This is a genomic window from Rothia nasisuis (assembly GCF_928381405.1).
Lineage (GTDB): Bacteria > Actinomycetota > Actinomycetes > Actinomycetales > Micrococcaceae > Rothia > Rothia nasisuis.
Genome location: NZ_CAKMSB010000005.1, coordinates 145,676 through 170,701 on the forward strand (window position 1 = coordinate 145,676; position 25,026 = coordinate 170,701).

General features: G+C 59.0%; 19 protein-coding genes. 16 read left to right on the plus strand and 3 right to left on the minus strand.

All coding sequences use genetic code 11. From position 1 onward, the window contains the following. Positions 1–56 precede the first annotated feature (56 nt). Together L6966_RS06235 and L6966_RS06240 are read left to right on the plus strand one after the other, a co-directional pair. A complete protein-coding gene (locus L6966_RS06235; protein ID WP_237233085.1) occupies positions 57–1,874 on the plus strand; it encodes an acetyl/propionyl/methylcrotonyl-CoA carboxylase subunit alpha in 1,818 nt (605 codons plus the stop codon). Between the two features lie 152 nt (positions 1,875–2,026). After that, the gene (locus tag L6966_RS06240; RefSeq protein WP_143539227.1) at positions 2,027–3,421 is read left to right on the plus strand and encodes an MFS transporter; all 1,395 of its coding nucleotides are present in this window, start codon (positions 2,027–2,029) and stop codon (positions 3,419–3,421) included. Positions 3,422–3,543: 122 nt separating this feature from the next. On the opposite strand, the gene L6966_RS06245 is transcribed toward L6966_RS06240, so the two are convergent. Next, complete coding sequence (locus L6966_RS06245) at positions 3,544–4,962, minus strand: NAD(P)H-quinone dehydrogenase (protein ID WP_083093624.1); 1,419 nt, start codon at positions 4,960–4,962, stop codon at positions 3,544–3,546. A 184-nt stretch (positions 4,963–5,146) separates the two neighbouring features. On the opposite strand from L6966_RS06245, the gene L6966_RS06250 reads away from it, so the two are divergent. The 4 genes from L6966_RS06250 to L6966_RS06265 all read left to right on the plus strand — a co-directional run bounded on the left by L6966_RS06250 (position 5,147) and on the right by L6966_RS06265 (position 8,774). Then, the gene (locus L6966_RS06250) at positions 5,147–5,932 is read left to right on the plus strand and encodes a purine-nucleoside phosphorylase (RefSeq protein WP_237233097.1); all 786 of its coding nucleotides are present in this window, start codon (positions 5,147–5,149) and stop codon (positions 5,930–5,932) included. A gap of 15 nt (positions 5,933–5,947) precedes the next feature. Further along, entirely contained in the window at positions 5,948–7,636 is a 1,689-nt protein-coding gene (locus L6966_RS06255) for a phospho-sugar mutase (RefSeq protein WP_237233086.1), read from the plus strand. A gap of 32 nt (positions 7,637–7,668) precedes the next feature. After that, the gene (deoC, locus tag L6966_RS06260) at positions 7,669–8,361 is read left to right on the plus strand and encodes a deoxyribose-phosphate aldolase (protein ID WP_083093379.1); all 693 of its coding nucleotides are present in this window, start codon (positions 7,669–7,671) and stop codon (positions 8,359–8,361) included. Between the two features lie 86 nt (positions 8,362–8,447). Next, on the plus strand, positions 8,448–8,774 hold the full coding sequence (locus L6966_RS06265) for a hypothetical protein (protein ID WP_083093377.1): 327 nt from the start codon (positions 8,448–8,450) through the stop codon (positions 8,772–8,774). 23 nt (positions 8,775–8,797) lie between these two features. Here the strand turns inward: L6966_RS06265 and mfd are convergent, their stop codons facing one another. Further along, complete coding sequence (gene mfd, locus L6966_RS06270) at positions 8,798–12,445, minus strand: transcription-repair coupling factor (RefSeq protein WP_237233087.1); 3,648 nt, start codon at positions 12,443–12,445, stop codon at positions 8,798–8,800. A gap of 341 nt (positions 12,446–12,786) precedes the next feature. On the opposite strand from mfd, the gene L6966_RS06275 reads away from it, so the two are divergent. The 10 genes from L6966_RS06275 (at position 12,787) to L6966_RS06320 (ending at position 24,386) form a co-directional block, all read left to right on the plus strand. Beyond that, complete coding sequence (locus tag L6966_RS06275) at positions 12,787–13,584, plus strand: hypothetical protein (RefSeq protein ID WP_237233088.1); 798 nt, start codon at positions 12,787–12,789, stop codon at positions 13,582–13,584. Positions 13,585–13,590: 6 nt separating this feature from the next. Beyond that, positions 13,591–16,665 carry a fibrinogen-like YCDxxxxGGGW domain-containing protein gene (locus L6966_RS06280; protein WP_237233089.1) on the plus strand — a complete coding sequence of 1,025 codons (3,075 nt, stop codon included), beginning with the start codon at positions 13,591–13,593 and terminating at the stop codon, positions 16,663–16,665. A 330-nt stretch (positions 16,666–16,995) separates the two neighbouring features. After that, on the plus strand, positions 16,996–17,745 hold the full coding sequence (locus tag L6966_RS06285; protein ID WP_237224140.1) for a CDP-alcohol phosphatidyltransferase family protein: 750 nt from the start codon (positions 16,996–16,998) through the stop codon (positions 17,743–17,745). After that, complete coding sequence (locus L6966_RS06290; protein ID WP_237233090.1) at positions 17,742–18,656, plus strand: glycosyltransferase family 2 protein; 915 nt, start codon at positions 17,742–17,744, stop codon at positions 18,654–18,656. The genes L6966_RS06285 and L6966_RS06290 overlap by 4 nt, the downstream gene beginning before the upstream one ends. A 2-nt stretch (positions 18,657–18,658) precedes the next feature. Continuing rightward, positions 18,659–19,945: an O-antigen ligase family protein gene (locus L6966_RS06295; protein ID WP_237233091.1), complete on the plus strand. Its 1,287-nt coding sequence runs from the start codon at positions 18,659–18,661 to the stop codon at positions 19,943–19,945. Continuing rightward, a complete protein-coding gene (locus tag L6966_RS06300; RefSeq protein ID WP_237224137.1) occupies positions 19,946–21,472 on the plus strand; it encodes an oligosaccharide flippase family protein in 1,527 nt (508 codons plus the stop codon). Positions 21,473–21,507: 35 nt separating this feature from the next. After that, the gene (locus L6966_RS06305; RefSeq protein WP_083093365.1) at positions 21,508–22,716 is read left to right on the plus strand and encodes a YveK family protein; all 1,209 of its coding nucleotides are present in this window, start codon (positions 21,508–21,510) and stop codon (positions 22,714–22,716) included. A 30-nt stretch (positions 22,717–22,746) separates the two neighbouring features. After that, positions 22,747–23,196 carry a PssD/Cps14F family polysaccharide biosynthesis glycosyltransferase gene (gene pssD, locus L6966_RS06310; protein WP_083093363.1) on the plus strand — a complete coding sequence of 150 codons (450 nt, stop codon included), beginning with the start codon at positions 22,747–22,749 and terminating at the stop codon, positions 23,194–23,196. Positions 23,197–23,210: 14 nt separating this feature from the next. Beyond that, positions 23,211–23,807, plus strand: coding sequence for a glycosyltransferase (locus L6966_RS06315; protein ID WP_237233092.1), 597 nt, complete (start codon positions 23,211–23,213; stop codon positions 23,805–23,807). Positions 23,808–23,879: 72 nt separating this feature from the next. Further along, on the plus strand, positions 23,880–24,386 hold the full coding sequence (locus L6966_RS06320; RefSeq protein ID WP_237233093.1) for a DUF2505 domain-containing protein: 507 nt from the start codon (positions 23,880–23,882) through the stop codon (positions 24,384–24,386). A 155-nt stretch (positions 24,387–24,541) separates the two neighbouring features. Here L6966_RS06320 and L6966_RS06325 read toward each other — a convergent pair whose 3' ends face one another. Then, positions 24,542–24,931 carry an FAD synthase family protein gene (locus L6966_RS06325; RefSeq protein WP_237233094.1) on the minus strand — a complete coding sequence of 130 codons (390 nt, stop codon included), beginning with the start codon at positions 24,929–24,931 and terminating at the stop codon, positions 24,542–24,544. Between the last annotated feature and the right edge of the window lie 95 nt (positions 24,932–25,026).

Below are 25,026 nucleotides of genomic sequence, written 5' to 3' on the forward strand. Positions count from 1 at the left end.
AGACCCCACCACCGGCACCCCACCCAGCGCGCCGGTGCCCTAACCGAGGAGCGTCCGTGACTGAAACCAAAACCCAGGCCCAGAATTTCACCCAGGTACCGGGCCGCCACACTGGCCCGGTCAGCAAGGTACTGATTGCCAACCGCGGTGAAATTGCGGTACGCGTGATTCGGGCGGCCCAGGACGAAGGGCTAACGACTGTAGCTGTCTATGCTGACCCCGACCGCGAAGCCCAACACGTGCTCCTTGCCGATGAATCCTACGCGCTGGGCGGCTCAACCGCCGCTGAGTCCTACCTGGTCATGGACAAGCTACTTGAGGTTGCCCGCCGTTCCGGTGCCGATGCAGTACACCCCGGTTACGGCTTCCTCTCTGAGAACGCCCAGTTCGCCCAGCAGGTCATCGATGCAGGCCTGACCTGGATTGGCCCCTCCCCCGAAGCTATCAACCGCCTAGGCGACAAGGTCGCCGCCCGTCACATAGCAGAGAAAGTCGGTGCGCCGCTGGTGCCCGGCACCAAGGATCCGGTGGCATCTGCCGCTGAGGTTGAACAATTCGCGGACGAGTATGGCCTGCCCGTCGCCATCAAGGCAGCCTTTGGTGGGGGCGGCCGCGGTATCAAGGTTGCCCGCGAGAGTGAGGGCATCGCTGAACTTTACGAGTCGGCAGTGCGTGAAGCCATCGCCGCCTTTGGGCGGGGTGAGTGCTTTATTGAGCGCTTTCTCGATTCGCCCCGCCACGTTGAAACCCAGTGCCTGGCGGATGCCCACGGCAACGTCGTCGTTGTCTCAACTCGAGACTGCTCCCTGCAACGCCGCAACCAGAAGCTGGTCGAAGAGGCCCCTGCCCCCTACCTGACCAGCGAGCAGAACGAGCGTCTTTATGAGGCTTCCAAGGCGATTTTGCGTGAGGCTGGCTATCAGGGGGCGGGCACCTGTGAGTTCCTGGTAGGTACTGATGGCACCATCTCCTTCCTCGAAGTCAACACCCGCCTGCAGGTGGAGCACCCGGTCTCTGAGGAGGTCACCGGTATTGACCTGGTGCGCGAGCAGTTCCGCATCGCGCGCGGCGAACAGATCAGCCCCGAGGATCCAGAGGTGCGCGGGCACTCTTTCGAGTTCCGTATCAACGGTGAGGATGCTGGCCGTAGCTTTATGCCCTCACCGGGCACCATCGAGAAACTGGTTGTACCTACGGGCCCCGGTGTCCGCTGGGACGCGGGCGTAATCGCAGGTGACACTGTGAGCGGTAATTTTGATTCTATGATTGCCAAGCTCATTGTTACCGGCAGTAGCCGTGAGCAGGCCCTGCAGCGGTCTGCCCGTGCACTCAACGAGCTGGTTATCGAGGGCATGCCCACCGTGGCTAACTTTCACCGTACGGTGATTGCCGACCCAGCCTTCGCGCCAGCTGACGGTGAGGAGTTTAGGGTGCACACGCGTTGGATTGAAACCGAGTTTGAGAACACGCTCCCTGCCTATGAGGGGTCTCTGACCCTGGCGGAGGCTGACGAGGATCGCCAGAAAATCACCGTGGAGGTCAACGGTAAACGGATGGAGGTTGTGCTCCCTGCCCTGGGTGGTGGCACGCCTAAGGCGGCTGCCGCTTCTAAGGCCCGTAAGTCTCGCTCTGCCCGAGGCGGAGCAGGCGGTTCTGCCAACAGCAACGAACTTACCAGCCCTATGCAGGGAACCATTGTCAAGGTCGCGGTTAAGGACGGGGCCAAGGTGGCTGAAGGGGATCTAATTGTGGTGCTCGAAGCGATGAAGATGGAGCAGCCCATTACCGCTCATAAAGCAGGCAAGGTCACCGGGCTCAAGCTCAAGTCCGGCGACACTGTCTCAGCCGGGGCAATTATCGCGACCATCAAGTAGTGTCTGCATAGCAGAAGTAGGTTGCTGTAAGGGCGGGGTGATACCCCGCCCTTACACGTCTTTTGCTCATATAATGGAATGTGAGTTCACTATAGGGAACACCAGTTTTACAGTGAATACACACCACATTCACTCAACCTGGAAGAAGTATTGTGAACCCCTCAACTGCTACCTCGGCCAGCTCTGCCGCGCAGCCGACCGTGCCGCGCAGCCGCGTCATCCTGGCATCGCTCATCGGCACCACCATCGAATTCTACGACTTTTACATCTACGCCACCGCAGCCGTAGCTGTCTTTCCTGCCCTCTTCTTCACCGGCGAAGATGAAACCGCAAAGCTGCTAGCTTCCATGGCGACCTTTGGCGCTGCCTTTATCGCCCGCCCCATCGGCTCCGTAGTCTTCGGCCACTTCGGTGACAAGATCGGCCGCAAGGCCACCCTAGTCGGTGCACTACTTACCATGGGTATCGCCACCTTCCTCATTGGCCTTCTGCCCACCTACTACCAGATTGGTCTGTGGGCACCTATCATGCTGACCATCTTACGTTTCTGCCAGGGTCTGGGCCTGGGCGGCGAATGGTCGGGCGCAGCGCTACTCGCAACCGAGTATGCTGAGGAAGGCAAACGCGCCCGCGCTGCCATGTGGCCCCAGCTGGGCGCTCCGTTCGGCTTCATCCTGGCCAACGGCTTTATGCTGCTGCTCACCGTCGCCATGGGCTTCACCTCCCTGGCTGCAGGTGACACCATTGACCACGATTTCCTGGTCTGGGGCTGGCGCATCCCCTTCATCGCCTCCGTCGTGATGGTTCTGGTGGGCCTCTATGTGCGCTTCAAGCTCGAAGAGACCCCGGTCTTCAAGCAGGCCCTTGCCAAGGACGAGAAGGTCAAGACCCCCCTGGCTGAGGCCTTCAAGGTGGCCTGGTGGCCCATGATTCAGGGCACCTTCATTATGCTGGCCACCTACGTGCTCTTCTATCTCATGACCGCCTGGATCCTCTCCTTCGGCATTGGCAAAGTCGAAGAAGGCGGCCTGGGCATCGCCTACCGCGAGTTCCTGCTGATTCAGATCATCACCATCCTTTTCTTCGCAGCCATGGTCCCGGTCTCGGGCTGGCTAGCCGATAAGTACGGGCGCCGCTCCTCCCAGCTGGTCATCACCGGAGCTATTATCATCTTCGGTCTTTCCTTCGGCTTCCTCATGAATCCCTCGGTGGTGGGCACAGGTGCTGAGGCCAACACCGGCCGCATCGTGCTCTTTATGGCTATCGGCATGACCCTGATGGGTCTCACCTTCGGCTCTATGAGCGCCTACCTGCCCGAGCTCTTCCCCACCAACGTGCGATACACCGCCAGCGGTATTAGCTACAACGTCTCCTCCATTCTGGGTGCTGCACTGACCCCCTACGCTGCGGTCTGGCTGAACGCTAACGGCGGTGTCGGTGCGGTTGGCCTCTATCTGGCCGGTGCGGCCCTGTTGACTTTAATTTTCATGGCCATCACCCACGAAACCCGCGACGTAGATCTAACCACCATGGCCCGCGCCAAGTAGGGTAAACCTCCGTATAGCTCAAGCAGAAGCGCCTCCAATACTGCTAGAACAGAGGCATCATCAAAAACCGCCCGTTCCTCATAGTGAAGAACGGGCGGTTTTTCTTGTAACTATCTTATGCCCTACTGCATGGTGTGCAGTTGGCGGGCCGCTTCTGAGATGGACCCGGTCAGTGAGGGGTAGACCGTGAATGTTTCTGCGATGTCATCAACGTGTAGCTTCTTATCAACGGCCAGGGAGAGAGGAAAGATGAGCTCTGAGGCCCGGGGGCCCACCACCACACCGCCGATAACGGTGCCGGAGTGCTTGCGGGCAAAAATCTTGATAAAGCCGTCCTCAACAGCCATCATCTTAGCCCGGGGATTAGTGGCAAGCGGTAGCATCACCATGTCAGCCTGGTACTGGCCAGATTCAATCTCAGCCTGGGAGACCCCTACGGTTGCGATTTCGGGGGCGGTAAAAATATTGGCCGCAACCTGATGGGTGCGCAAAGGCCTGACGATATCACCTAACATGTGCGAAACCGCAACACGACCCTGCATGGCCGCGACCGAAGCCAGGGGGTACACGCCGGTGCAGTCACCGGCTGCGTAGATATTGGGTATGTTGGTGCGCGAGACACGGTCCACAGTGATATGGCCAGACTCTCCAACCTCAACTCCCACAGCCTCAAGCCCCAGGTTTTCGGTGTTAGGAATAGAGCCCACCGCAATGAGCACATGCGAACCGGAGACCTTACGCCCGTCACCCAAGGTTACAATCACACCGTCACCCGACTCGTTATAGCAGGCAGCATCAGCCCGCGAGCGCGGCATCACGCGCAGGCCCTTGCGCTCAAAGACGTTTTCAAGGACGGTGGCGGCGTCCTCGTCCTCGCCCGGGAGCACCCGGTCTCGTGAGGAGATGAGGGTAACGCGCGAGCCCAAACCGTTGTAGGCTGAGGCGAATTCGGCTCCGGTGACGCCAGAGCCCACCACAATGAGATCCTGAGGGAGCTCTTCGAGCGTATAGAGCTGAGTCCAGTTAAGAATGCGCTTACCGTCTGGCTGGGCAGTGGGTAACTCACGGGGGTGGGCACCAACAGCCAGAATAATGAAATCTGTGGTCAGCTCATAGGTGAGTCCGGTTGAGTCGGTAACCTCAACCGTGTGGCGGTCCTTAAGTCGACCGCGCCCGTCAATGATCTTGACCCCCTTGCGTTCTAGGGTTCGCTTGATGTCTTGGGACTGCTGCTGGGCTAGGTCTAGCAGGCGGGCATTGACCTTGGCCAGGTCAACCGTAATCTGGGGCGGGTCAGCGTCGTCCCCTACCGATATAGCTAGGTCTTGGGCCTTGCCGAAGCGGTTGCGGGCCTCTGCTGAGGTAATCAGGGTTTTGGAGGGCACGACGTCAGTGAGCACGGCGGAGCCGCCCATGCCCTTCTCTTCGACGAGGGTCACGTCAGCACCGTGGCTAGCTGCTACCAGCGCGGCCTCATAGCCGCCAGGGCCGCCGCCCAAAATAACGATTTTGTGCGAAGCATTGTCAGTTTTTAGAGTCACAAGAACATTGTGTCGCACATCGCAGTCTGGCTCAACTTGCGTCTCTTTCTGCCTGTCAGTAGCCCGGTGCAAATCTCCGGGGAGGGGAGCATGTTTAGCGGTGGGGCGATGCCCTGACTTTTGGTACCGTAGAGGTGTGTTGAATGAATCTAATATTTCTACCGCTGACCCCGCCTACCCTGCAATGGTGCAGGCTCGGGAAGCAGCCGAGTTTATTGCCGAGAAGACCGGTGCTGAAAGACACGACCTGGCGCTGACGCTGGGCTCGGGTTGGGGTGCTGCCGCGTCGCTGATTGGTGAGGCAACCCATGTACTTGCCGCAGATGAGGTTCCGGGCTTTCACAGGGCCGCTGTGGCCGGCCACCCCGGCACTCTGACCTCAATTCTGACAGAAAACGGGAGGCGGGCTCTGGTGCTTGGCTCCCGTACTCACCTGTACGAGGGCAGGGGTGTGGACGCAGTGGTGCACGGGGTGCGGGTGGCGGCAGCTACCGGGGCCAGCACCATGATTCTGACCAACGGCTGCGGGGGTCTCAATCCTGCCTATTCCGCTGGTGAGCCGGTACTGATTTCTGATCACATCAACTTCACCACAACCTCCCCCCTGGCCGGTGCCCACTTCGTCGATCTAACCGATGTATATTCACCGCGAATCCGCCAGATTGCCCGCAGTATTGACCCCTCTCTGCAAGAGGGCGTGTACATGCAGTTCCCGGGGCCCCACTACGAGACTCCCGCAGAGGTGAAGATGGCCGGTGCGCTCGGCGCTGATTTGGTGGGTATGTCCACGGCGCTTGAGGCTATTGCCGCCCGCGCCGCCGGCCTGGAGGTCTTTGGTATCTCGCTGGTCACCAATCTGGCCGCTGGTATTCAGGAGACCCCGCTCTCTCACACCGAAGTGATTGAAGCCGGTCAGGCCGCTGGCCCCCGTATCTCCCGCCTGCTCGCAGACATTATCGCGGCCCTCTAAGGACAAGGAAAGACCATGTCACTCGATACTCAGCAACTCCTTGAGCAAGCCCGCACCTGGGCCGCTATCGACCCCGATACAGAAACCAAAGCCCAGCTTGAGAGCATCATCGCTCAGGTTGAGGCAGGCGACCAGGCCGCGACCGCTGATCTGATCGACCGCTTCTCGGGAACCCTTCAGTTCGGCACCGCTGGCCTGCGCGCAGAGCTAGGTGCCGGGCCCATGCGCATGAACCGTGTGGTAGTTCAACGCGCCGCCCAGGGGCTGGCTAACTACGCTACCGGGCGCGCGCAGGCTGAGGGCTGGGAAAAGATTTCTGCTGTAGTAGGCTTTGACGCACGCAAAAACTCCGATATTTTTGCCCTCGACACAGCCGCAATTTTTACTGCCGCCGGTATCGAGGTTCACCTCATGCCGTCTGCCCTTCCCACCCCCGTGACGGCCTGGGCCACCCGTGAATACGGCGCAGAAATCGGTGTGATGGTCACCGCCAGCCACAACCCGCCCAACGATAACGGTTACAAGGTCTACCTGGGTGGTTCCGCTGTTGACCCCGGAGCTCGCGGTGCCCAGATTATCCCTCCCTACGACGGTGACATTGCCGCCGCCATTGCCGCCGTTCAGACCCCGGTACTGGCAGCGGACGGCTGGAATATTCTGCCCGAGACCGTAGCGGACGACTATATCGCACGAGTCATCCCGCTCGTAGAGACAAAAGAACGCGACCTCTCAATCGTGCTGACTCCCATGCACGGTGTGGGCGGTAAGACCGCTGAAACCACTCTGCGTAAGGCCGGGTTCACCAACGTCACTCTGGTGCCCGAGCAGGCCGAGCCCGACCCTAATTTCTCTACCGTTGCCTTCCCCAACCCCGAAGAGCCCGGCGCTCTTGATTTGGCTATAGACCTGGCAGAGAAGATTGGCGCAGATCTAATTATCGCCAATGACCCGGATGCCGACCGCGCAGCCTTTGCGGTCAAGCGTGACGGCACCTGGGCCATGCTGCGTGGCGACGAGGCCGGCGCAATTCTAGCAACCCGCGCACTGGCGTCCGTAGAAAACCCGGCTGAAGCCACCTTCGCCAACTCAATTGTGTCTTCCCGCGCCGCAGGGGCCATCGCCCGCGCCGCAGGGGTCAAGCACCTAGAAACCCTCACCGGTTTCAAGTGGATTGCCCGCGTGCAGAACCTGACCTTCGGCTACGAAGAGGCCCTCGGCTATTGCGTTGACCACTCCCAGGTGCGTGATAAGGACGGTATCTCTGCGGCCCTGGTCATGGCAGCTTATGCGCAGGAACTCAAGGACGCTGGCTCCTCCCTGCCCGCCCTGCTCGATGAGCTTGCCGCCGAACACGGCCTCTATGCTACCGACCAGCTCTCAGTGCGCGTCTCTGACCTGACTGAGATCCCGGCTATGATGAAGAGGCTACGCACCAATGCACCGACCGAGCTGGCAGAATCCCCCGTTACCTCGGTCGAAGACCTCACCGAGGGCACCGAGACTCTACCTCCAACCGACGGCATGCGCTACTACACCGAAGATTCCTCACGTGTGATTGTGCGCCCCTCCGGCACCGAGCCTAAGCTCAAGTGCTACCTGGAGGTCCTCGTCCCGGTAAGTAGCTCAGTGGCTGATGCCCGCGCAATTGCAGCCACCAAGCTTGCCCTCCTCAAAGAAGATATGAAGGCCGCCCTGGGTCTCTAACACCCGCCGTCCCCGTGCCCCAAAGGAGAATAATGACTGCTGAACTTTCTCAGGCTGAACTGGCCGCCCTGATTGATCACACCATCCTAGCCCCCACCGCATCTGAGGCAGACGTTCGCCGTCTGTGTCACGAGGCCAGGCAGTACGGCTTTGCGTCCGTCTGTGCTAACCCTGTCTGGGCGCCGGTACTGGCAGAGGAACTTGCCGATTCGAAACCTGTGCCCTGTGTGGTAGTCGGCTTCCCTTTCGGCGCATCTGCCACCGTAGTCAAGGCCTTCGAGGCTAAGACCGCCGTTGAGGCCGGGGCCCGCGAAGTTGATATGGTCATCAATATCGCGGACGCCCGCGCAGAGAAAAAGGACGCCCTGGTCACAGACATCAGGGCCGTGGCAGATGCCGTCCACGCCGGGGGTGCCCTTCTCAAGGTAATCCTTGAGACCTCCGAGCTGACCGACGACCAAAAGGTACTGGCCTGCCAGGCCTCCGTTGAAGCAGGTGCCGACTTCGTCAAGACCTCCACCGGCTACTCCTCCGCCGGTGCAACCGTTGAAGATATCGCCCTCATGCGAGCAGCCGTTGGCCCCACCGTCGGGGTGAAAGCCTCCGGAGGTGTGCGCACCCGCGAAGAGGCTCTGGCTATGATTGATGCCGGTGCAACCCGTATTGGCGCCTCTCAAGGTATTGCGATTATCGGTGCAGGCCAAACAGCTCAGAGCGGCTACTAACAGGTCATATAGGTGATAGACCGTGCGAAGCTGAGCCCCACAGCTTATACTGTCTAATAAAGTACACACACGAAAAGGACCCATCTATGGCTAAGACCAACGCCCAAGCAGAGGCCGAGAAACGCTCCAACGTCGAGTCTCTCGGCATGGAGTCGGGTGCCCCAGCCCGTAGCGGTGCCCCCCAGTATTCAGGCACCAAGGAGCTGGGCTCAAACATTGCTCTGACCATCTTTTGTATTGCCCTGCTGTTTGCCTGCTTCTACGCCCTGGGTACCTATCCCGAGGGTGGCTGGATTTGGTGGACCGTAGCTGTAGTACTGTACGGCATCACCTTTCTGGTTCCGCTGTGGATTCTTCCCTCGAAGACCAACGAGCGCACCCGCTCAGACGGCACTGACCTCTACCTCAAGTAGAGCTCCAACCCATAGGGTGCTTGTTAAGAAGCGGCGACGCCAGCCTCAAAGATGGCATGAATAAACTGCTCGGTCCAGTCCACGATGGCATCATCAACCAGGTCCTTGCCCCCGACCGCGGACGTCTTGGGGCGGGGCACCAGGATTTGCCAGTTCTCTGTGCCCGGGACCTGCCGATAGAGGGCACCGGGGTACATGCGCGTCAGACGCATCTGACGCGACTCCGGCAAATCGTTGACCGGGAAGAAGCGCATCTTGGGGCCCACAGCCACAATCTCGGTCAGGCCCACCGCACGGGCGCGATGGCGCAGAGCCGCAACCTTGAAAAGATTTTCCACCGGGGCAGGCGGGGTGCCGTAGCGGTCAACCAGTTCCTCACGGGCCTCCGCCAGCTCATCTGCACTCTGGGCCTGAGCTATCTGCCGGTAGGCAGATAAGCGCAGGCGCTCAGATGCCACGTAGTCGTGAGGCATGTGGGCATTGACCGGTAGATCCACCTTAATTTCGGCAGGCACCTCGCCCTTCTCACCGTGGGCAAAGTGAGCCACCGCCTCACCCACCAGCCGCAGATACAGGTCAAAGCCCACACCGGCAATATGGCCAGACTGCTCCCCGCCCAGCAGATTACCTGCACCGCGAATCTCCAGGTCCTTCATCGCCAGGCGCATACCGGCACCCAACTCATTGTGAGTCGCCACAGCCTTAAGGCGCTCATGGGCTACCTCGGTCAGCATCTTTTCGGGTGGGTAAAGAAAGTAGGCGTAGGCGCGCTCGCGACCCCGCCCTACACGCCCGCGCAGCTGGTGAAGCTGCGACAGGCCGTAATTCTGAGCCTGATCCACAATCAGGGTGTTGGCATTCGAGATGTCCAGACCGGTCTCAACGATGGTAGTGGAGACCAGTACATCGAACTTGCGTTCCCAAAAGTCAACAATAATTTTCTCCAGGCGAGACTCGCTCATGCGTCCGTGAGCCACAGCGATACGGGCCTCGGGCACCTGCTTCTGAATCTCGTTGGCAGTCTCTTCAATGGTCGAGACGCGGTTGTGTACCACAAAGACCTGGCCCTCGCGCATGAGTTCGCGGCGGATGGCGGCGGTAATCTGCTTGTCGGTACGGGGCCCGACGAAGGTGAGCACGGGGTGGCGTTCCTCAGGAGGGGTGGCCAGGGTGGACGTCTCGCGAATACCGGTCAGAGACATTTCCAGGGTACGCGGGATGGGGGTGGCGCTCATAGCCAGCACGTCCACGTTGGTGCGCATGGTCTTAAGCTTTTCCTTGTGCTCCACGCCAAAGCGCTGTTCCTCGTCGATAATGACCAGCCCTAGGTCCTTCCAGTCCACGGTTTCCGAGAGAATACGGTGAGTACCCACCACCACGTCTACCGAACCGTTCTTAATGCCTTCCATAATTTCGGCGGATTCCTTGGCTTTCTGAAAGCGTGAGAGCACCCTCATAGAAACGGGGAAGCCCGAGAAGCGTTCAGAGAAGGTCTCGTAGTGTTGCTGGGCCAGCAGGGTGGTGGGGACGAGTACAGCCACCTGTTTGCCGTCCTGTACAGCTTTGAAGGCAGCGCGTACGGCAATTTCTGTTTTGCCGTAGCCAACATCACCCGAGATGAGGCGATCCATGGGGATTTCACGTTCCATGTCTGCCTTGACCTCGTTGATGGCAACCAGCTGGTCGGGGGTCTCGTTGTAGGGGAAGGCCTCTTCAAGTTCCCGCTGCCAGGGGGTGTCTGGGCCAAAGGCGTGGCCGCGTGAGGCCTGGCGGGCTGAGTATAGCTTGATGAGGTCAGCGGCAATTTCTTTAACAGCCTTGCGGGCCCTGGATTTAGTTTTGGCCCAGTCGGAGCCACCCATCTTCGAGAGCGCAGGGGCGTCGCCGCCCACGTAGTTTGAGACCAGGTCAAGCTGGTCTGAAGGCACGAAGAGACGGTCCTTAGGCCCGCCGCGCTTTGAGGGCGCGTACTCAAGGACCAGGTACTCCTTCATGGGCTTGGGCTCCCCCGGGGTGATGGTAGCCCCGGCGATAGGCCGCTGGATGAGCTCAACAAACTGGCCGATACCGTGCTGCTCATGCACTACATAGTCACCAGCGGTCAGGCTCATAGGGTCCACGGCATTCTTGCGGCGACGAACCGGTAGCTTGCCGCTGCGTAAATCTCGGGTGGTGTACGGGCTGGTGCGCCCCAGAATATCAGCCTCGGTCAGCAACCCCAGGCGCTCGGCGTCCATCATAAAGCCACGGCCCAGTGAAGCGGTGGTCATTTCGATGATGCCGGGCTCCGGCGGGTCGGTGAGGTCGTCAACGCGGGTGGCAGGTATCTGGGCTTCTTGAAAGAGATCAAGCAGACGGGCCAACGGGCCGGGACCATCTGTGACTACGGTGATGCGCCAGCCTTCCTTAACCTTTCTACCCACCTCGGTGAGCAACTCAGAGACGTTGCCGGCGTAGGTGTGGGGGTCGCGGGCAGCCAGCCGGACGGAGTCGATACCGTCGTCAATAGCATCGTCCACCCCCAGGGCGGTCAGGGCCCACCAGCCAAAGCCACGGGCCAGGGCCTCCTCGCGCACGGCAGCGATGGTGCGGAAGCTACCGGCGCCCAGACCGGCGGGGCCGGTGCCGCCGAGGTCGATGGGGGCGTCCGAACTATCTGTGACCGAATCCCAGGCAGCTAGCAGGAATTCTTCGTTGGTAGCTACCAGGTCGGCTGCACGGGAACGCACGCGCTCGGGTTCAAAGATGATAGGCAGGGAGCCTGCAGGCAGGTGGTTGAGTAGGGTCACCATGTCGTCCACCAGGAGCGGAATCAACGATTCCATGCCCTCAACGTAGATACCTCCTGCAATCTTTTCAAGCATGGCAGCAGCGCCGGGGAAGGAGCCCTTGAGGCGGGCTGCCTTACTCATGACCTCAGGGGTGATAAGGAGTTCGCGGCAGGGTGGGGCGGTCAGCTCGGTGGGGTGGTCACCGCTGGGTAAGGTACGCTGGTCAGCTACAGAGAACCAGCGGATGTTTTCGACCTCGTCGCCGAAGAATTCAACGCGGGCGGGGTGGGCCGCCGTGGGGGGAAAGATATCGATGATGCCACCACGTACAGCAAACTCTCCGCGTTTAGAGACCAGGTCAACGCGGGAGTAGGCAGCTGCCACCAGGGCTTTGATAACCCCGTCAAAATTAGTTTCAGAGCCCGCGCTCAGGTGAACCGGCCGTAGCTTTTCGAGGCCTGCAACCAGTGGTTGCAGTACCGATCGGATGGGGGCGACCACGATGCGCGGAGCCTGAGCCCCTCCCCCAGCCAGGGAGCGCAGCACAGCCAGGCGTGCACCCACGGTGTCACTGCGCGGTGAGAGACGCTCGTGCGGCAGGGTTTCCCAGGCAGGGAAAAGCACTGCTTCACCGGGTTCAAGGAGGGCAGTCAGGGCGGTCACGGTGTCTTCGGCTTCACGGTCAGTCGCGGTCACGGCAAGGACGACCGGGCGCACCTGCTCCGAATCATGGCGGGCAAGCTGTTCAGCGAGACCTGCCAGAATAAAGGGACGGGCTCCATCGGGGCTACCGATGAGAAATTCGTCGATGCGGGTAGCAGGGGCAGCCGCCGCCTGTTCCGTCATGGCAGTGTAGCTGGGTTCGGTGGCTAGGGCAGCTGATAGACCCCGCAAAGACATGGGTACTCCGTATTGATTGGGCCGGTGAGTGCGTTCCCCATTATCGCACAGGGGCCCTGAGCTGGGTGAAGGATTCACTCTCGCCTTAACCAACCGGCTCCAGCGTCAGCGTAAATACAGATGGGATAGGGAGGTAATAAAAAATTGAGAATAATTATTTATCCTCAGTAAGTTACCGATGAGTAATATTGTGTTTTGCATTTCAAAAGATACACCCAAACACCTCCGCCAGGTAGTATGATGATAAGTGGTTGACGAGCTCGGGCTACAACACCTCCTTTTCGCACGGAGCGCCCGGGGGCCCATCAACTATCTACGCACCATAACCCCAGAGGGACTGAATGAACATATTAGGGATACCCCTGTCTTTTTCGCCCGGCGCGCGCAAGACGCGCACAGGCGTCCTTGTGTTTTTTGCCACAGGCAGCCTGGCCTTAACCGCCTGCGGCGGTTCCAACAGCACCGCTCCGGATCAGGCAGCAAGTGAATCGACATCAGCCAGCGCATCAGCCAGTCAAACTGCACACGAGTCTGCTTCAGCAAGCGCAACGGCCACCGACAGCACCGGTGAAGCTCCGGCCGAGAACTTCTCAGGCTCAGAGGCATTAGCCAAGGCCAACGAGGTCGATGCAAATTCCGAAGAGGTCAAGACCACCGAGCAGCTTTACACCGATATCCAGGGCGCTCTGGCCAACATAGAGCCCGTTACGACCCCCACCACAGGTAACACCGGCGAAGACGTAGTGAGCGACACCGAAAACATACAGGCCCAGGAGCAGGTAGCTTCTGAACAGTATGTCTCGGCTGAAACTACTGCCAAGCTCGAAGAAGCAGCCATCGATAGTGCCCTAGACCAGTACCTGGCTACAGCCACCGAATACGCCCTCTCGGGCTGGCATGTAGAGGGTAGCTCCACTGTGGTAGGTTCACCCCGCGTAGCCGAGGGAGAATACAAGGGCCAGGCCGCCAAAATCATGGAGGTCTGCTTGGACTCCTCCCAGGTGAAGGTGGTGGATGCCGCCGGTAACACCATGAGCTCGAACCAGACCCCTCGCTCGCTCAACATTTTTACTCTGATTGAAGACAACGGGACGTGGAAGATCGCCTCCCATGACTTCCCGAACAACGCAGATTGCTAAAGACCTATGAAAAAACCATCACTGATCACTAAAATCGCCGTTGGAGCGGTAGCCCTCGGTGTGGGCGTATCAACCCTTCCCGGTGCAACCGCCAATGCAGCCTACGTTGCCAATGGCCTCTCCTCAGAAACCGCTGCTGCCTCCTGCTGGGAGATTAAGCAGAATGACCCCGAATCCAAATCAGGTGCTTACTGGCTTTGGACCGACGAGATGGACGCTCCTGCCCAGTTCTACTGCGACCAGGAGACCAACGGCGGCGGCTGGGTCATGATTGGCCGTGGCCGCGAGGGCTGGAGCGAGGACTACGCCGGTAAGGGTAACCCCCGCGACCTGGCAACCAACCCCGATGGCACCGATGCCTTCTCCCCCGTGCAGCTCCCCTCCACCACCGTGGACGCCCTGCTCGGTAGCACCAAGGTGAAGGACCTCGAGGACGGTGTACGCTTCAACCGCGCAGGCAACGCTGAAGGCACTGCCTGGCAGAACATGTACGCCCAGCGCTCCAAGATTGAGGATTGGTCCTGGACTCTCTCGGCCTACCACCCCTGGGAGAACGTGCGCTACGATAATGACCCCACCTTGGGCGCTGATCGCACCACTGCGCTGTCTGTAAACCGCGTCTCCAATGACAACGACTACTACTATGCCAACAACTTCTACGGTCGCTCCAACCAGCAGTGGAAGATTGGCTTTGCCTACGGGCGTATGCTGCAGGGAACCACTTCTGCAGACTCCTACCTGTGGTCTCCCTCTTCAACTGGTTACGCCATTCCTTTCACCCAGGTTTTCGTGCGCCCCAAGCTGACTCAGGCTGACCTTAACCTCACTGATATCGCTGATTCCGGCACCGCAGAATCAACCAAGCCCGCCCTGCCCTCTAGCCGCTCGTCTCGCGTTAGCTGGCGCACCAGTGCTGAAAGCGGCACCGGCTCTACCAGCGAGCTCAACACCCGTGTTCAGGCCATCGACCAGCTCGGTGACACCGTATACACGGGCGGCGACTTTGCCTTCGTAGAAAACGCTGCTACCGGTGAGAAGGTCCAGCAGAAGTTTATCGCTGGTTACGACGTCAACACCGGCGAGCTGGTGCGCACCTTCACCCCCCAGCTCAACGGCCAGGTCAAGGCTATTGCTCCCCTTCCTAACGGTAAGTTGGCCGTAGGTGGCGAGTTCACCGAGGTTAACGGGCAGCCCTCCAAGGGCTTTGTGATTCTTGATCCCGTCACCGGTGCCACTGACACCTCCCTGGGCTGGGACGTTGTTAACCGCGGCGCCAGCGGCGTTTCCTTTGTCAAGTCCATTACCGTACACGGCGGTCACGTCTACATTGGCGGCAACTTCACTCACGTGAAGGGTTCCACCTCAAATGTCTACGCCTACTCCAAGAACGTCGCCCGCTTCCGCCTGTCTGACAACTCAGTCGATTGGAACTGGCGCCCCGTAACCAACGGCACCGTTAACGGTATTTCGGCGAGCGACGAGGGCATCTCTATCGCTGGTTACTTCTCAACCCTCAACGGTGACCCCGCCTGGAAGCTGGCCTACCTCAACCTGACCGACGGCAAGGCTGCTCAGCAGTGGAACTGGACCCTCTCTTACCGGGCCAACAACCCCACCTCCCGTGACGGCTTCCAGTTCGATGTTCAGGACGCAGGTTCAACTGTTTGGGCTGCCGGTGCTGAGCACCTGTTGGCCCAGTACGAAAAGGCTAACCTGGCCAACCGCCCCAGCACCTTTATTACCAAGAGCGGCGGCGACTTCCAGGATCTCTCCCTCAACAAGAACGGTGTGCTTTTCGCGGCCTGCCACTGCGGTGACTGGATCTACAGCGGCGCTGACACCTTCAATAACCCCTGGGAAGCTCCCACCTATAACGGAGTGAACACCATCCGCCTGGTGGCTGCCTTCGACTCTCAGACCGGCGAGATTCTGCCCTCCTTCAACCCCATTCTGCAGGGTGCACGCGGCCACGGTGTGTGGGCCACCTTCACCGACTCCACCGGCGTCCTCTGGGTAGGCGGCGACATCACCCGCTCTCTGGGTACCAACGGAGTCCAGCAGACCGTGGGCTTTGCCCGCTACGCGCCGAGCGATTCTACCGCTCCTGCGACCGCCTCTAACCTGGCTGTTACCACTGACGGCACCACAGATTCCCTCACCTGGAACGGTGCAGGCGAGCGCGGTGTAACCTACCAGATTCTGCGTAATAACCGCGTCGTTGCCTCAACTACCAAGACGAACTACTCGCTCCCCACCACCGAGGGCGCCCGTTACTTCGTACGCGTAGCTGATGCTGCTGGCAACCTCTCTGCCTCCACCCCGGTGGCTACTGTAGCCAACCCTGTGCCCAACCCGGCACCCACTACGGAAAAACCCGTCACTGAGCCTCCGGTAGCTGAGCCGACCCCCACCGCCACCACAGAGGCACCGGTTGACCCGGCCACCCCGGTTGATCCGGCAGTAAAGCCCATCGATCAGATTACCGAGGAGCCTGCTCCCCCGGTTGTTGAAGAGAACCCGGCTCCCGCTGAGCCTGTGACTCCCGCCGAACCGGTCAAGCCTGCTGACCAGCAGATTGTCTCCTCGGGTGATCAGTGGAACGTAGCTTTCTACCTGACCAATCGCTACGATAAGACCTGGCGCTCGACTGACTACGCCTACAACACTGCCCGTCAGTGGTACGTAGCACCGACTTCGATTGGTTGGGGTGAGTTTTCACTGGCCACCCGCCTGCAGTTCAGCTACTTTGAACAGCCCATGTCGATGTTCCTCCGCAAGGAAATTGAGCTGACTCCTCAGCCGAACCAGGAGCTGGTGCTGACCACCTACGCTGACGACGGCATCGCTATCTACGTAAACGGTCGTGAAGTTAACCGCACCAACCTCATGGCCGGTGCCACAGCGAACACGGCAGCGCAGAGTGACGTCACCTATTCTCTGGCTAAGGCCACCCCCATTACCGTGGTGGTACCTGCGAGCCAGCTGAATCAGGGCAAGAACGTCATCGCCGTTGAGGTTCACTCGTACCGCAGGGCTAAGAGCTCCACCTTTGATATGGATGCCACGCTCCGCACTTCATAAATCCGGTAAATAGCTGGCACCTGTAATGTCACCGATGTGTGGCCCGCACCCCACATAGGGTGCGGGCCACAGGTGTCATGAGGGCACGGTAGGGTGCCAGTTCAGAGAACCGGAAAACGGTAGGGAAATGCCCCTGACCAGGTAAAGTTAGTGAAAGTCATAGTATTTTAGATCGTTTTCCACCTACTGCCGAGCGGTCTGTTCACCTAGAATTAAAGATTCAGAAGCACGATGTGAAGTGGTTGGGCAGGGTCGGTTACCACATGTTCCAGCACCCTACCTGACGGAAACTTCACTCAGCACACACGTAAAAAGGATTATCTGCGCTTTATGACTAGTACCCATTCACCGGCCCGCATGGGCTTTCGGCAAACACTGGCTCAGCTTAACTCAGCGCAGAAGTCTGGTGTTGGTGTTCCCGCTTATACTCGCTGGGTTAACCGCCGAGTAGCACGCGTATTCGCGGCAGCTGCGGTCAAGATTGGCCTGGGGCCTAATGGTGTGACCGCAGCTAGCGCTTCAGTATCTGTGCTGGGCATGGTTCTGATGGTGGCCCTGCCGCCTAGCCTCTGGTTGGGTCTGCTCGTGGCCCTGCTGTTTGCCCTGGGATATGCCCTAGATTCTGCCGACGGCCAGGTGGCCCGCGTCACCGGCACCTCCTCACCCGCAGGTGAATGGTTGGATCACGTGGTAGATGCCATGCGCACCCCGGCTCAGCATCTAACTATTCTGGTGGGCTTTGTTAAGTACCCTGAGGCTTTTCCGCTCACCGGGTGGCAGCTCTGGTGGTTGCCATTGGCTTTCACGGTGCTAGTTACCGGCCACTTCATGAGCCAGATTTTGGCAGAACAGCTCCGCCGCAACAAGAGCACCGCCGCCCCTGCCTCCGGCGGTACTATGCGTTCCTTTGTGAACCTGCACATGGACGCCGGCACCTTCTGCTGGATTTTCATTTTCTGGGGTACCGGCCTGGGCTTTATTCTGGTCTACGGCCTGCTCTTTCTTGCTAACGCAGCTACGGTGTTGCTGTCTATGCGACGTAAATTTATTACCCTATCAACTCCGGCGGTTACCTCATGACTACTTCAGTTTCCGTTATCATCGCCACCAACGGCAAGCGCCCTGAGCTGCTACGCACCGCGGTGACCTCCATTTTTGAACAGACCTTCACCGGTGAGGTTGAGGTGCTCGTGGTGTTCGACCATGTTGAGATTGACCCGCTCACCGACGTCCCTGTGCCTGCTCACCGCAGTCTGTGCACTCTGCCCAATACCCGCCCCCAGGGGCTAGCTGGTGGCCGGAATACCGGCATTGAAGCTGCTCGGGGTGAAGTTTTGGGTTTCTGCGATGACGACGACTTTTGGTTGCCCAGCAAGCTGACTGATCAGCTTGAGCTCTGGCAGGTGCACCCCGAGGCTGTGGCTATTTCGTCAGGTATTCGGGTGCGCACCGGGGGTAAGGACGTTGACCGCCTGGCTCCAGCCACGGCCTCCTTCACAGACTTTTTGCGTTCTCGTATCACTGAGATTCACCCCTCTGCTATGCTCTACCGCAAGGCTGATTTGTTAGGACGTGTGGGTCTTGTTGATGAGGACCTTCCGGCGGCCTATGGTGAAGACTACGACCTGTTGTTGCGCGCCACCAAATTTGGCGATGTCTTCTCTGTTCCCAAGCCGCTCGTGCTCATCTTGTGGGATCGGCCCTCCTTCTTTGCCGGTAAGTGGCAAAACATGGCCGACGGCCTCACCTACCTGCTCCGCAAATTCCCCGAGTTTGAGAACGACCCCAAAGGCCTGGCTCGTATCTCGGGCCAGATAGCCTTTATTCACGCGGCCCTGGGCAACCGCTCTCTGGCCCTAGCCTATGCGCGCGCTACCCTGCGTCGTGACATCACCCAGCTCCGTGCCTGGGCTGCTCTGCCTGTAGCACTGGGACTATTGAGCCCCGACGCCTTGCTCGCTGCTGTTAACAAAACCGGCAGAGGCCTGTAACCGTGTCAGTGCTGACTCCCACCCGCCAGAACAGTCGCTTTTTGTCAGCGGTCGCTCCCACTGTGGGCGCCCCGCTTCCGGCGTGGCCTATTTTGACTCTGCTCTATGGCTTCCCGCTGATTTGGGCTTTTGGCCTCATGCAGTTCGCGCCTTCAATCCTAGCTATGCTCATGATTGTGCTCATGGTGATGCGCCGCCGCGTGCTGGTTCATTCAACCATGTGGATATGGTTTGCCCTCATGTTTTGGGGCCTGGTCTGCACGGTCTCCCTTGAGAATGCCTCAGAGCTTCTGGGGTGGTTGCAGCGCTACATGAACATCTTCAACGTGGGCATCTACACCCTCTACTTCTTTAATGCTCGCGAACGCATACCCAACCACCTGATGCTCGGGGGGCTACTCACCATCTGGTTCACTGTAGTCATCCTGGGCTACCTGGCGCTGGCCTTCCCCGATTTCCGCTTACGCACCCCCATGAGTTTCTTGCTACCCGGTTCTCTACTCGGTAACGACCTGGTGCGCGATTACGTGCTACCGCCTATGGCTGAAGTTCAGATGCCCTGGGGCGTCGACGTTCCCTATGTGCGCCCCTCGGCTCCCTTCCCCTACGCCAACTCTTGGGGTCTGGCCTATGCTCTGCTGACCCCTGTGGTGTTTGCGGTAATCACAGGCGTACATTCTAAGAAGATTCAGGTTGGTCTGGGGCTAGCAGTGGTCCTATCGCTTGTACCGGCTGTGGCGACTTCTAACCGCGGTATGTTCATCGGCCTGGGATCAGCATTTGCATATGTGCTTTTGAGATTGTTGCTCAAGGGTGACTGGCGGGCTCTCGGTATCGGCGCTGTGCTTGGTGTGGGTGTGGTGAGCTACCTCTTTGTGTCAGGTGCTGTGGGCGAGATTTTGGGCCGTCAGGAATTTTCTGACTCCACGGGAGGCCGCGCCTCCCTCTACACCCTGACTTTCGAGTACACCCTACGCTCCCCTCTGGTGGGATACGGTACCTCGAAGATGGCTGACTCAGTGGGCGTGTCGATGGGTACGCAGGGGCAGGTCTGGGCGCTCATGTTCTGCTTTGGCTTTGTGGGGCTGGGGCTCTTCTTGCTGTACGTCATCTCTGTGCTGGTCAATACGTGGAATATCGCGTCGGTGACCGGTATGTGGGTGCACTCTGTGATTGTGTCAGCCCTCGCTGTAGTCTTCTTCTACTCCTTTGACGTTATCCAGCTGACCGTTCTCATGTTTTCAGCGGCTCTCATGATGCGATCGCGCATGTATGGGGAGGGGCTCTAAATGGCGAGGTCCCTTGCCAAAAGCGGTGCTTTTTCATCGCTCTATGTCATGTTCGGCTCGGTAGCAGCCTTTGTGTCCACCCTGATTGTTTCAAACGGGGTGGGAGAGGCCGGTGCCGGTGCCTTCTTCTCGGTCATGGCCTTCTTTGCCATCGCCACCTCCCTGAGTGTGTTCGGGGCTGATACCGGCCTGGTGCGCACAGTCAGCGCCCAGCGAGCCGTCGGCCGTTACTCGGCGCTTCCGCAACTATTGCGTTTTGCCTTCGGCCCGGCCACCGTCATTGCCTCGGTACTGGCAGTGGGTGCTGTGGTGGTGGCTCTCCCGGGGGTTACCCCCACCCTAGACGCGGACGTCCGCGCCGCCGTCCTGGTATCAGCACCCTTCGTCGTCGTTGCCGCCTGGATGACCCTGTGCTTCGGCGCTCTGCGCGGGCTTGGGCACACAGTGGAGTTCACTTTCTTGCAGTCAGTGCTACTACCAACCCTGCGTATTGTGGGTGTGCTACTGGCCGTCTGGCTCTCTGGAGTCGTGTTTTCGCTGGCGCTCGCCTGGTCCGTGCCGATTCTAGTAGTTTTTGTTATTTCGGTGCTCTGGGTAGGTAAGTATCTGCCAACCGGGCCAGATTTGCCCACCTGCCAGGCTAAGCACCTGACGGTGGATCAGGTTCCCCCTAGCGCCGTGGCAGAGCCCGAATCTGCCAAGAGCTTCTGGGCCTTCAGCTCAGCCCGTGGCGTATCAGCCATTGTTGAAGCTGTGCTCGAATGGATTGATGTCTTGCTCGTTGGCCTTTTTTTGGGCCCGGCAGCCAGCGGCATCTACGGTGCGGTCAACCGTTGCGTACGCGTAGGTGCCATGGTTGAGCACACGGCCCGGGTTGTTACAGGCCCCGATATTTCAGCTGCTATCGCCACCGGAGACTCAGCCAGAGCGCGCCAGATTTTTGTGGCTGCCACACGCATCCTTATCGCGATAGGCTGGCCCTTCTTTATCACGCTGGCGGCTTTCGGTCCTGTCCTCCTCAGTTTCTTCGGGCCAGGCTTTACCCAGGGAGCCCCGCTCTTCTACATCATCGGGGCGGCCATGCTTGTACAGATGGCTGCAGGGGGCGTGCAATCGGTACTGCTCATGAGTGGCCGGGCCCGCTGGCAACTCTATAACAAGCTCTCAGCGCTAGCGGTGGCACTCACGCTTAACGTGACGCTGATCCCCCTCTTAGGCATGCCAGGAGCCGCCGTTGCCTGGGCTGCAGCTGTGCTGACAGACTGCGGTCTAGCCACAGCCCAGGTCTACGGCAAGCTAGGGATACGCCCTCACCCCACAGAGGTCCTGCCGGTGATAGCCCTTGCAGCCGGAGTTCCTGTGGTCGGGGCAGTCATCATTCTGATGCTCGCGGGCTACACCTTACTGGCCTTGGGTATATATCTCTGCACCGTCGTCCCTGTCTACCTGGTATTGATTTACCGTTTCAGGCGGGCCATCGGCCTTGAAAAACTTATCAATTCAATCACTCGTAAACTTCGCCGTTAGGCACCTACACTTCTAGGGAAGGAAAACCTACAACTATGGAACGCTCCAGCCGCTCTAGAGCTAACGACCAGCAGACCACCCCCGTCACCCTGGGGGCGGCTGTGCGCCGCATTCTACGCCACAAAACCACCATTCTTATCTGCACCCTTGTTGCCGCTATTCTCGGCGCTCTAGTGGGTCTGGCCCTTCCTCACACCTATGAGTCTAAGGCCGTTATTAACGTCACCCAGCCTAGCTCCGGTGCCACCGGTCTACGCGCCTCACTCAACACCATTGATATGGATACCGAAGAGGCCATCGCAAGCTCCCGCGTTGTGCTTCAGGCAGCAGCAGACGAGCTGAGCATGGACGTTGCTGAGCTCGACTCCTTAGTCACCGCAGCTGGCCATTCCAACAGCACCGTTCTAGACATTATCGTCAACTCCGATGATCCCCAGAAGTCAGCTGATATCGCCAACACTGTAGCCCAGGCCTATCTGACGCACCGATCGAACACGATTAGGGCCTCCCGTGAAGAGACCCGCACTAACATAGATGCCGTATCAGAAGGCATGGATAAGTCGCTTGTAGATCAGGCCATTCTCACTCTTGAAGCTACCTCCACCGATAGCGGCACAATCATTTCGCAAGCTCAGGTCTCTAAGAAACCCTCGAATTTCACTCTGGCCCAGACCCTCTTTATTGGTGCAGCCGTTGGCCTGCTCATCGGTATCTTCGTCGCCTACCTGGCAGACCGCACTAACCGCTCCCTGGGCTACTCTGAGCGACTCTCAGAAATCGCCGGGGCACCGGTCTCGGTCATCGCTAGCGGCGCTGAAGAAGAGTCCGCCGCCCAGCTCCTGCGCCGTCTCGGTGTGGCAGACGGACACCTCTCGGGGAGCGATGTGAAGGGCTTCACCATCTTCTCCCCCACCCCGCACGCAGCTACGTCACTCACCGCGCTGATTTCTGGCTCGCTCACCGGTAGCTCCCCTACCCTCACCGACTCCGCGGCTTTTGATGCCCTGGGCAGGGACGAGTTGCAGAAGCATATCGAGTCCAATGCACCCGTCATCATCGAGGCTTCTGACTCTGCGTCCACCGCCAAGGTGCTTCTAGCCGCCGATTACACCGGGGTGCTCCTGCTACCGTTCACCGCTAAGAGCTCCGTTAAGAGCGCCAGCAGCCTTTTCCGTGAGCTAACCCCCTCTGAGGCCACTCGCATCATCCCTGTCTACTTTGAGGCCCTCTCCCCCCAGAAGTAGACGAACCACCAGCAAATAGAGATACACAGCATGAAAGTTTTGCTCACAGCAAGCGCAGGCGGGCACCTTGCCCAGCTGATTGCGCTCGATAAATTCTGGAAGAACCACGACCGAGCCTGGGCTACCTTTGAGCTCCCCGAAGTCAAGGCTGCCCTGGCAGGTGAGCGCACCTACTGGGTGTACTTTCCCACCACGCGCAACATCGTCAACGCCATCCGTAACGTCGGGGTAGCCTGGAAAGTGTTGCGGAAGGAACGCCCCGACGCCGTCATCTCAACCGGTGCTGCCGTAGCCGTGCCTTTCTTCATCATTGCCAAGGTTTTAGGAATCAAAACCGTCTTCATTGAGGCCTATGACCGGATTACCATGCCCACACTCACAGGCCGCATGTGCTACCCTCTCAGTGACCTCTTTGTGGTGCAGTGGGACGAGCAGAAGAAGACCTTCCCCGAGGCCGTTAATATCGGCCATATTCTCTAGTCAGGAGCATACTCATGAGCGAAGAGAAGGCACAGTCACCTGAGCAGGTGCCTGCCTATGATTTGGTGGTTTCCCTGGGCACAGATCACCACAAGTTCGACCGTCTCATCAGCTGGGTCGATACCTATTTAGCTGACCGACCCCAAATCAAAGCCCTGGTACAGCACGGATTCACTGACCCGCCCAAACACGCAGAAGCGGTTGAGCGCATGCCCCGAAACGAACTCTTAGAACTGTACCGTGCAGCTAAGGTGGTTCTGGTGCAGGGCGGGCCCGGCTCTATTCTCGATGCCCGCGAAGTTGGAGCTATTCCCCTTGCCGTACCTCGTGTAGCCGAACTCGATGAGGTGGTAGACAACCACCAGGTTGAGTTTTCACGCGTGATGCAAACCCACGGCGAAACCATCGTTGTCACCAGCCCCGAAGACCTGCGTCACAAGCTTGATGCAGCCCTTGCTGACCCCGGCTCTCTTCGCGGAACCTACAGGGTGCCCGGTAGCGACCAAGCCTCAGATAATCTCAGCGTTGAGCTCAAAACTCTAGGTACCGCCCACAATTCAGGCTTCCTACGCCGCGCTGTCCACATTATTTCCGGTTTACGCTCTCGGTGAGCCGGTGGCTTTGTTGAGCTGAGAACACCCCGTAAAATAAACAGGGCAATATTCCTCCCAGAAAGGTGCCCCATGGCAGTTCAGAGCTCAACCACCATCAACGCCCCCATCGAAGATGTCGTCCGCGCTTTCGCCGATGAGAACTTCGCCCGCTTCGCCAGCGAGAAAGTACGTGTCTCCTTTGAGTCTTTCACCATGGAAGGCGACCGCGCGGGGGCTTTCACCACAACCACCGTGCGCGCAATCCCCGCTGACCGCATCCCTGACGTAGCAAAGAAACTACCCGGTGTCTCCAACGGCGTGACCGTCAACCAGGTAGACCGTGTTTCAGCCCCGGCCGCTGACGGCTCACGCACCATCATCTCTGAGGTTTCAGTCAGGGGTATCCCCGTTACCGGCAACGCCACCCAGACCCTCACCTCCGCTGGAGAAACCACCGAGGTGACGGTTGACGGTGAAGTCAAGTGCTCTATTCCCCTTGTGGGCAAGAAAATCGCTGCAGCTGCTGAGCCTCAGATTGGCCGTGTCTTCTCAGTTCTGGGAACCAGCGCCGAAGAATACATTAAGGCTAACTACTAAATTATTGTTGGGTTGTTGATGCGGGCACGTTTCTGTGTGCCCCTCCCACACCCCGTTCTGGGTTCTTGTTCCCGATTCAAAAAATATATGCAAAACGCCCCGTTTCTCTTGCTGTGTAGCAAGAGAAACGGGGCGTTTTTGCTGTGGTTGAAGACCTAGGCGGCGCTAGCAGCCGGAGTGTTGAGGGCCTCAAGGGCAGCACGTAGCTTGGTTGATGAGGTATGGGCCGTGTAGGGGAAGTAGACCACCTGCACACCCACCTCAGCGAAGCGGCGTTCTAACTCAATTCCGCGGGGAGTGCCCTTCCAGTCGTCGCCCTTGAAGAAGGTATTGAAGCGCACCTGTTCCCACGTTTCAAGTTTGTCAACCACGGTCTCAGCGCGCACCTCGTCCACAAAATCGATGTGCGAGACGATTTCCATACGCTCAGCCAGGGGCACAATGGGGCGGCGGCCCTTGGTGAGTTCTAGCATCTCATCGGAGACCACGCCTGCAATGAGATAGTCACAGTTCGGGACTGTCAGGTTAACGGTGTAAACCCACAACAATCTAGCGACCAGCCACCTGCGGCAACCGATCACCAAAAACAATAGCAAAAGCATTCAACGCCGGCTTCCACCGAGTCATCCACCGCCGGGCA

Excerpts from the sequence above, each read along its gene's own strand:
- L6966_RS06250 (WP_237233097.1), top strand. The coding sequence starts at position 5,147 with ATGGTGCAGGCTCGGGAAGCAGCCGAGTTTATTGCCGAGAAGACCGGT.
- L6966_RS06255 (WP_237233086.1), top strand. The coding sequence starts at position 5,948 with ATGTCACTCGATACTCAGCAACTCCTTGAGCAAGCCCGCACCTGGGCC.
- deoC (WP_083093379.1), top strand. The coding sequence starts at position 7,669 with ATGACTGCTGAACTTTCTCAGGCTGAACTGGCCGCCCTGATTGATCAC.
- L6966_RS06265 (WP_083093377.1), top strand. The coding sequence starts at position 8,448 with ATGGCTAAGACCAACGCCCAAGCAGAGGCCGAGAAACGCTCCAACGTC.
- mfd (WP_237233087.1), bottom strand. The coding sequence starts at position 12,445 with ATGTCTTTGCGGGGTCTATCAGCTGCCCTAGCCACCGAACCCAGCTAC.
- L6966_RS06275 (WP_237233088.1), top strand. The coding sequence starts at position 12,787 with ATGAACATATTAGGGATACCCCTGTCTTTTTCGCCCGGCGCGCGCAAG.
- L6966_RS06280 (WP_237233089.1), top strand. The coding sequence starts at position 13,591 with ATGAAAAAACCATCACTGATCACTAAAATCGCCGTTGGAGCGGTAGCC.
- L6966_RS06285 (WP_237224140.1), top strand. The coding sequence starts at position 16,996 with ATGACTAGTACCCATTCACCGGCCCGCATGGGCTTTCGGCAAACACTG.
- L6966_RS06290 (WP_237233090.1), top strand. The coding sequence starts at position 17,742 with ATGACTACTTCAGTTTCCGTTATCATCGCCACCAACGGCAAGCGCCCT.
- L6966_RS06300 (WP_237224137.1), top strand. The coding sequence starts at position 19,946 with ATGGCGAGGTCCCTTGCCAAAAGCGGTGCTTTTTCATCGCTCTATGTC.
- L6966_RS06305 (WP_083093365.1), top strand. The coding sequence starts at position 21,508 with ATGGAACGCTCCAGCCGCTCTAGAGCTAACGACCAGCAGACCACCCCC.
- pssD (WP_083093363.1), top strand. The coding sequence starts at position 22,747 with ATGAAAGTTTTGCTCACAGCAAGCGCAGGCGGGCACCTTGCCCAGCTG.
- L6966_RS06315 (WP_237233092.1), top strand. The coding sequence starts at position 23,211 with ATGAGCGAAGAGAAGGCACAGTCACCTGAGCAGGTGCCTGCCTATGAT.
- L6966_RS06320 (WP_237233093.1), top strand. The coding sequence starts at position 23,880 with ATGGCAGTTCAGAGCTCAACCACCATCAACGCCCCCATCGAAGATGTC.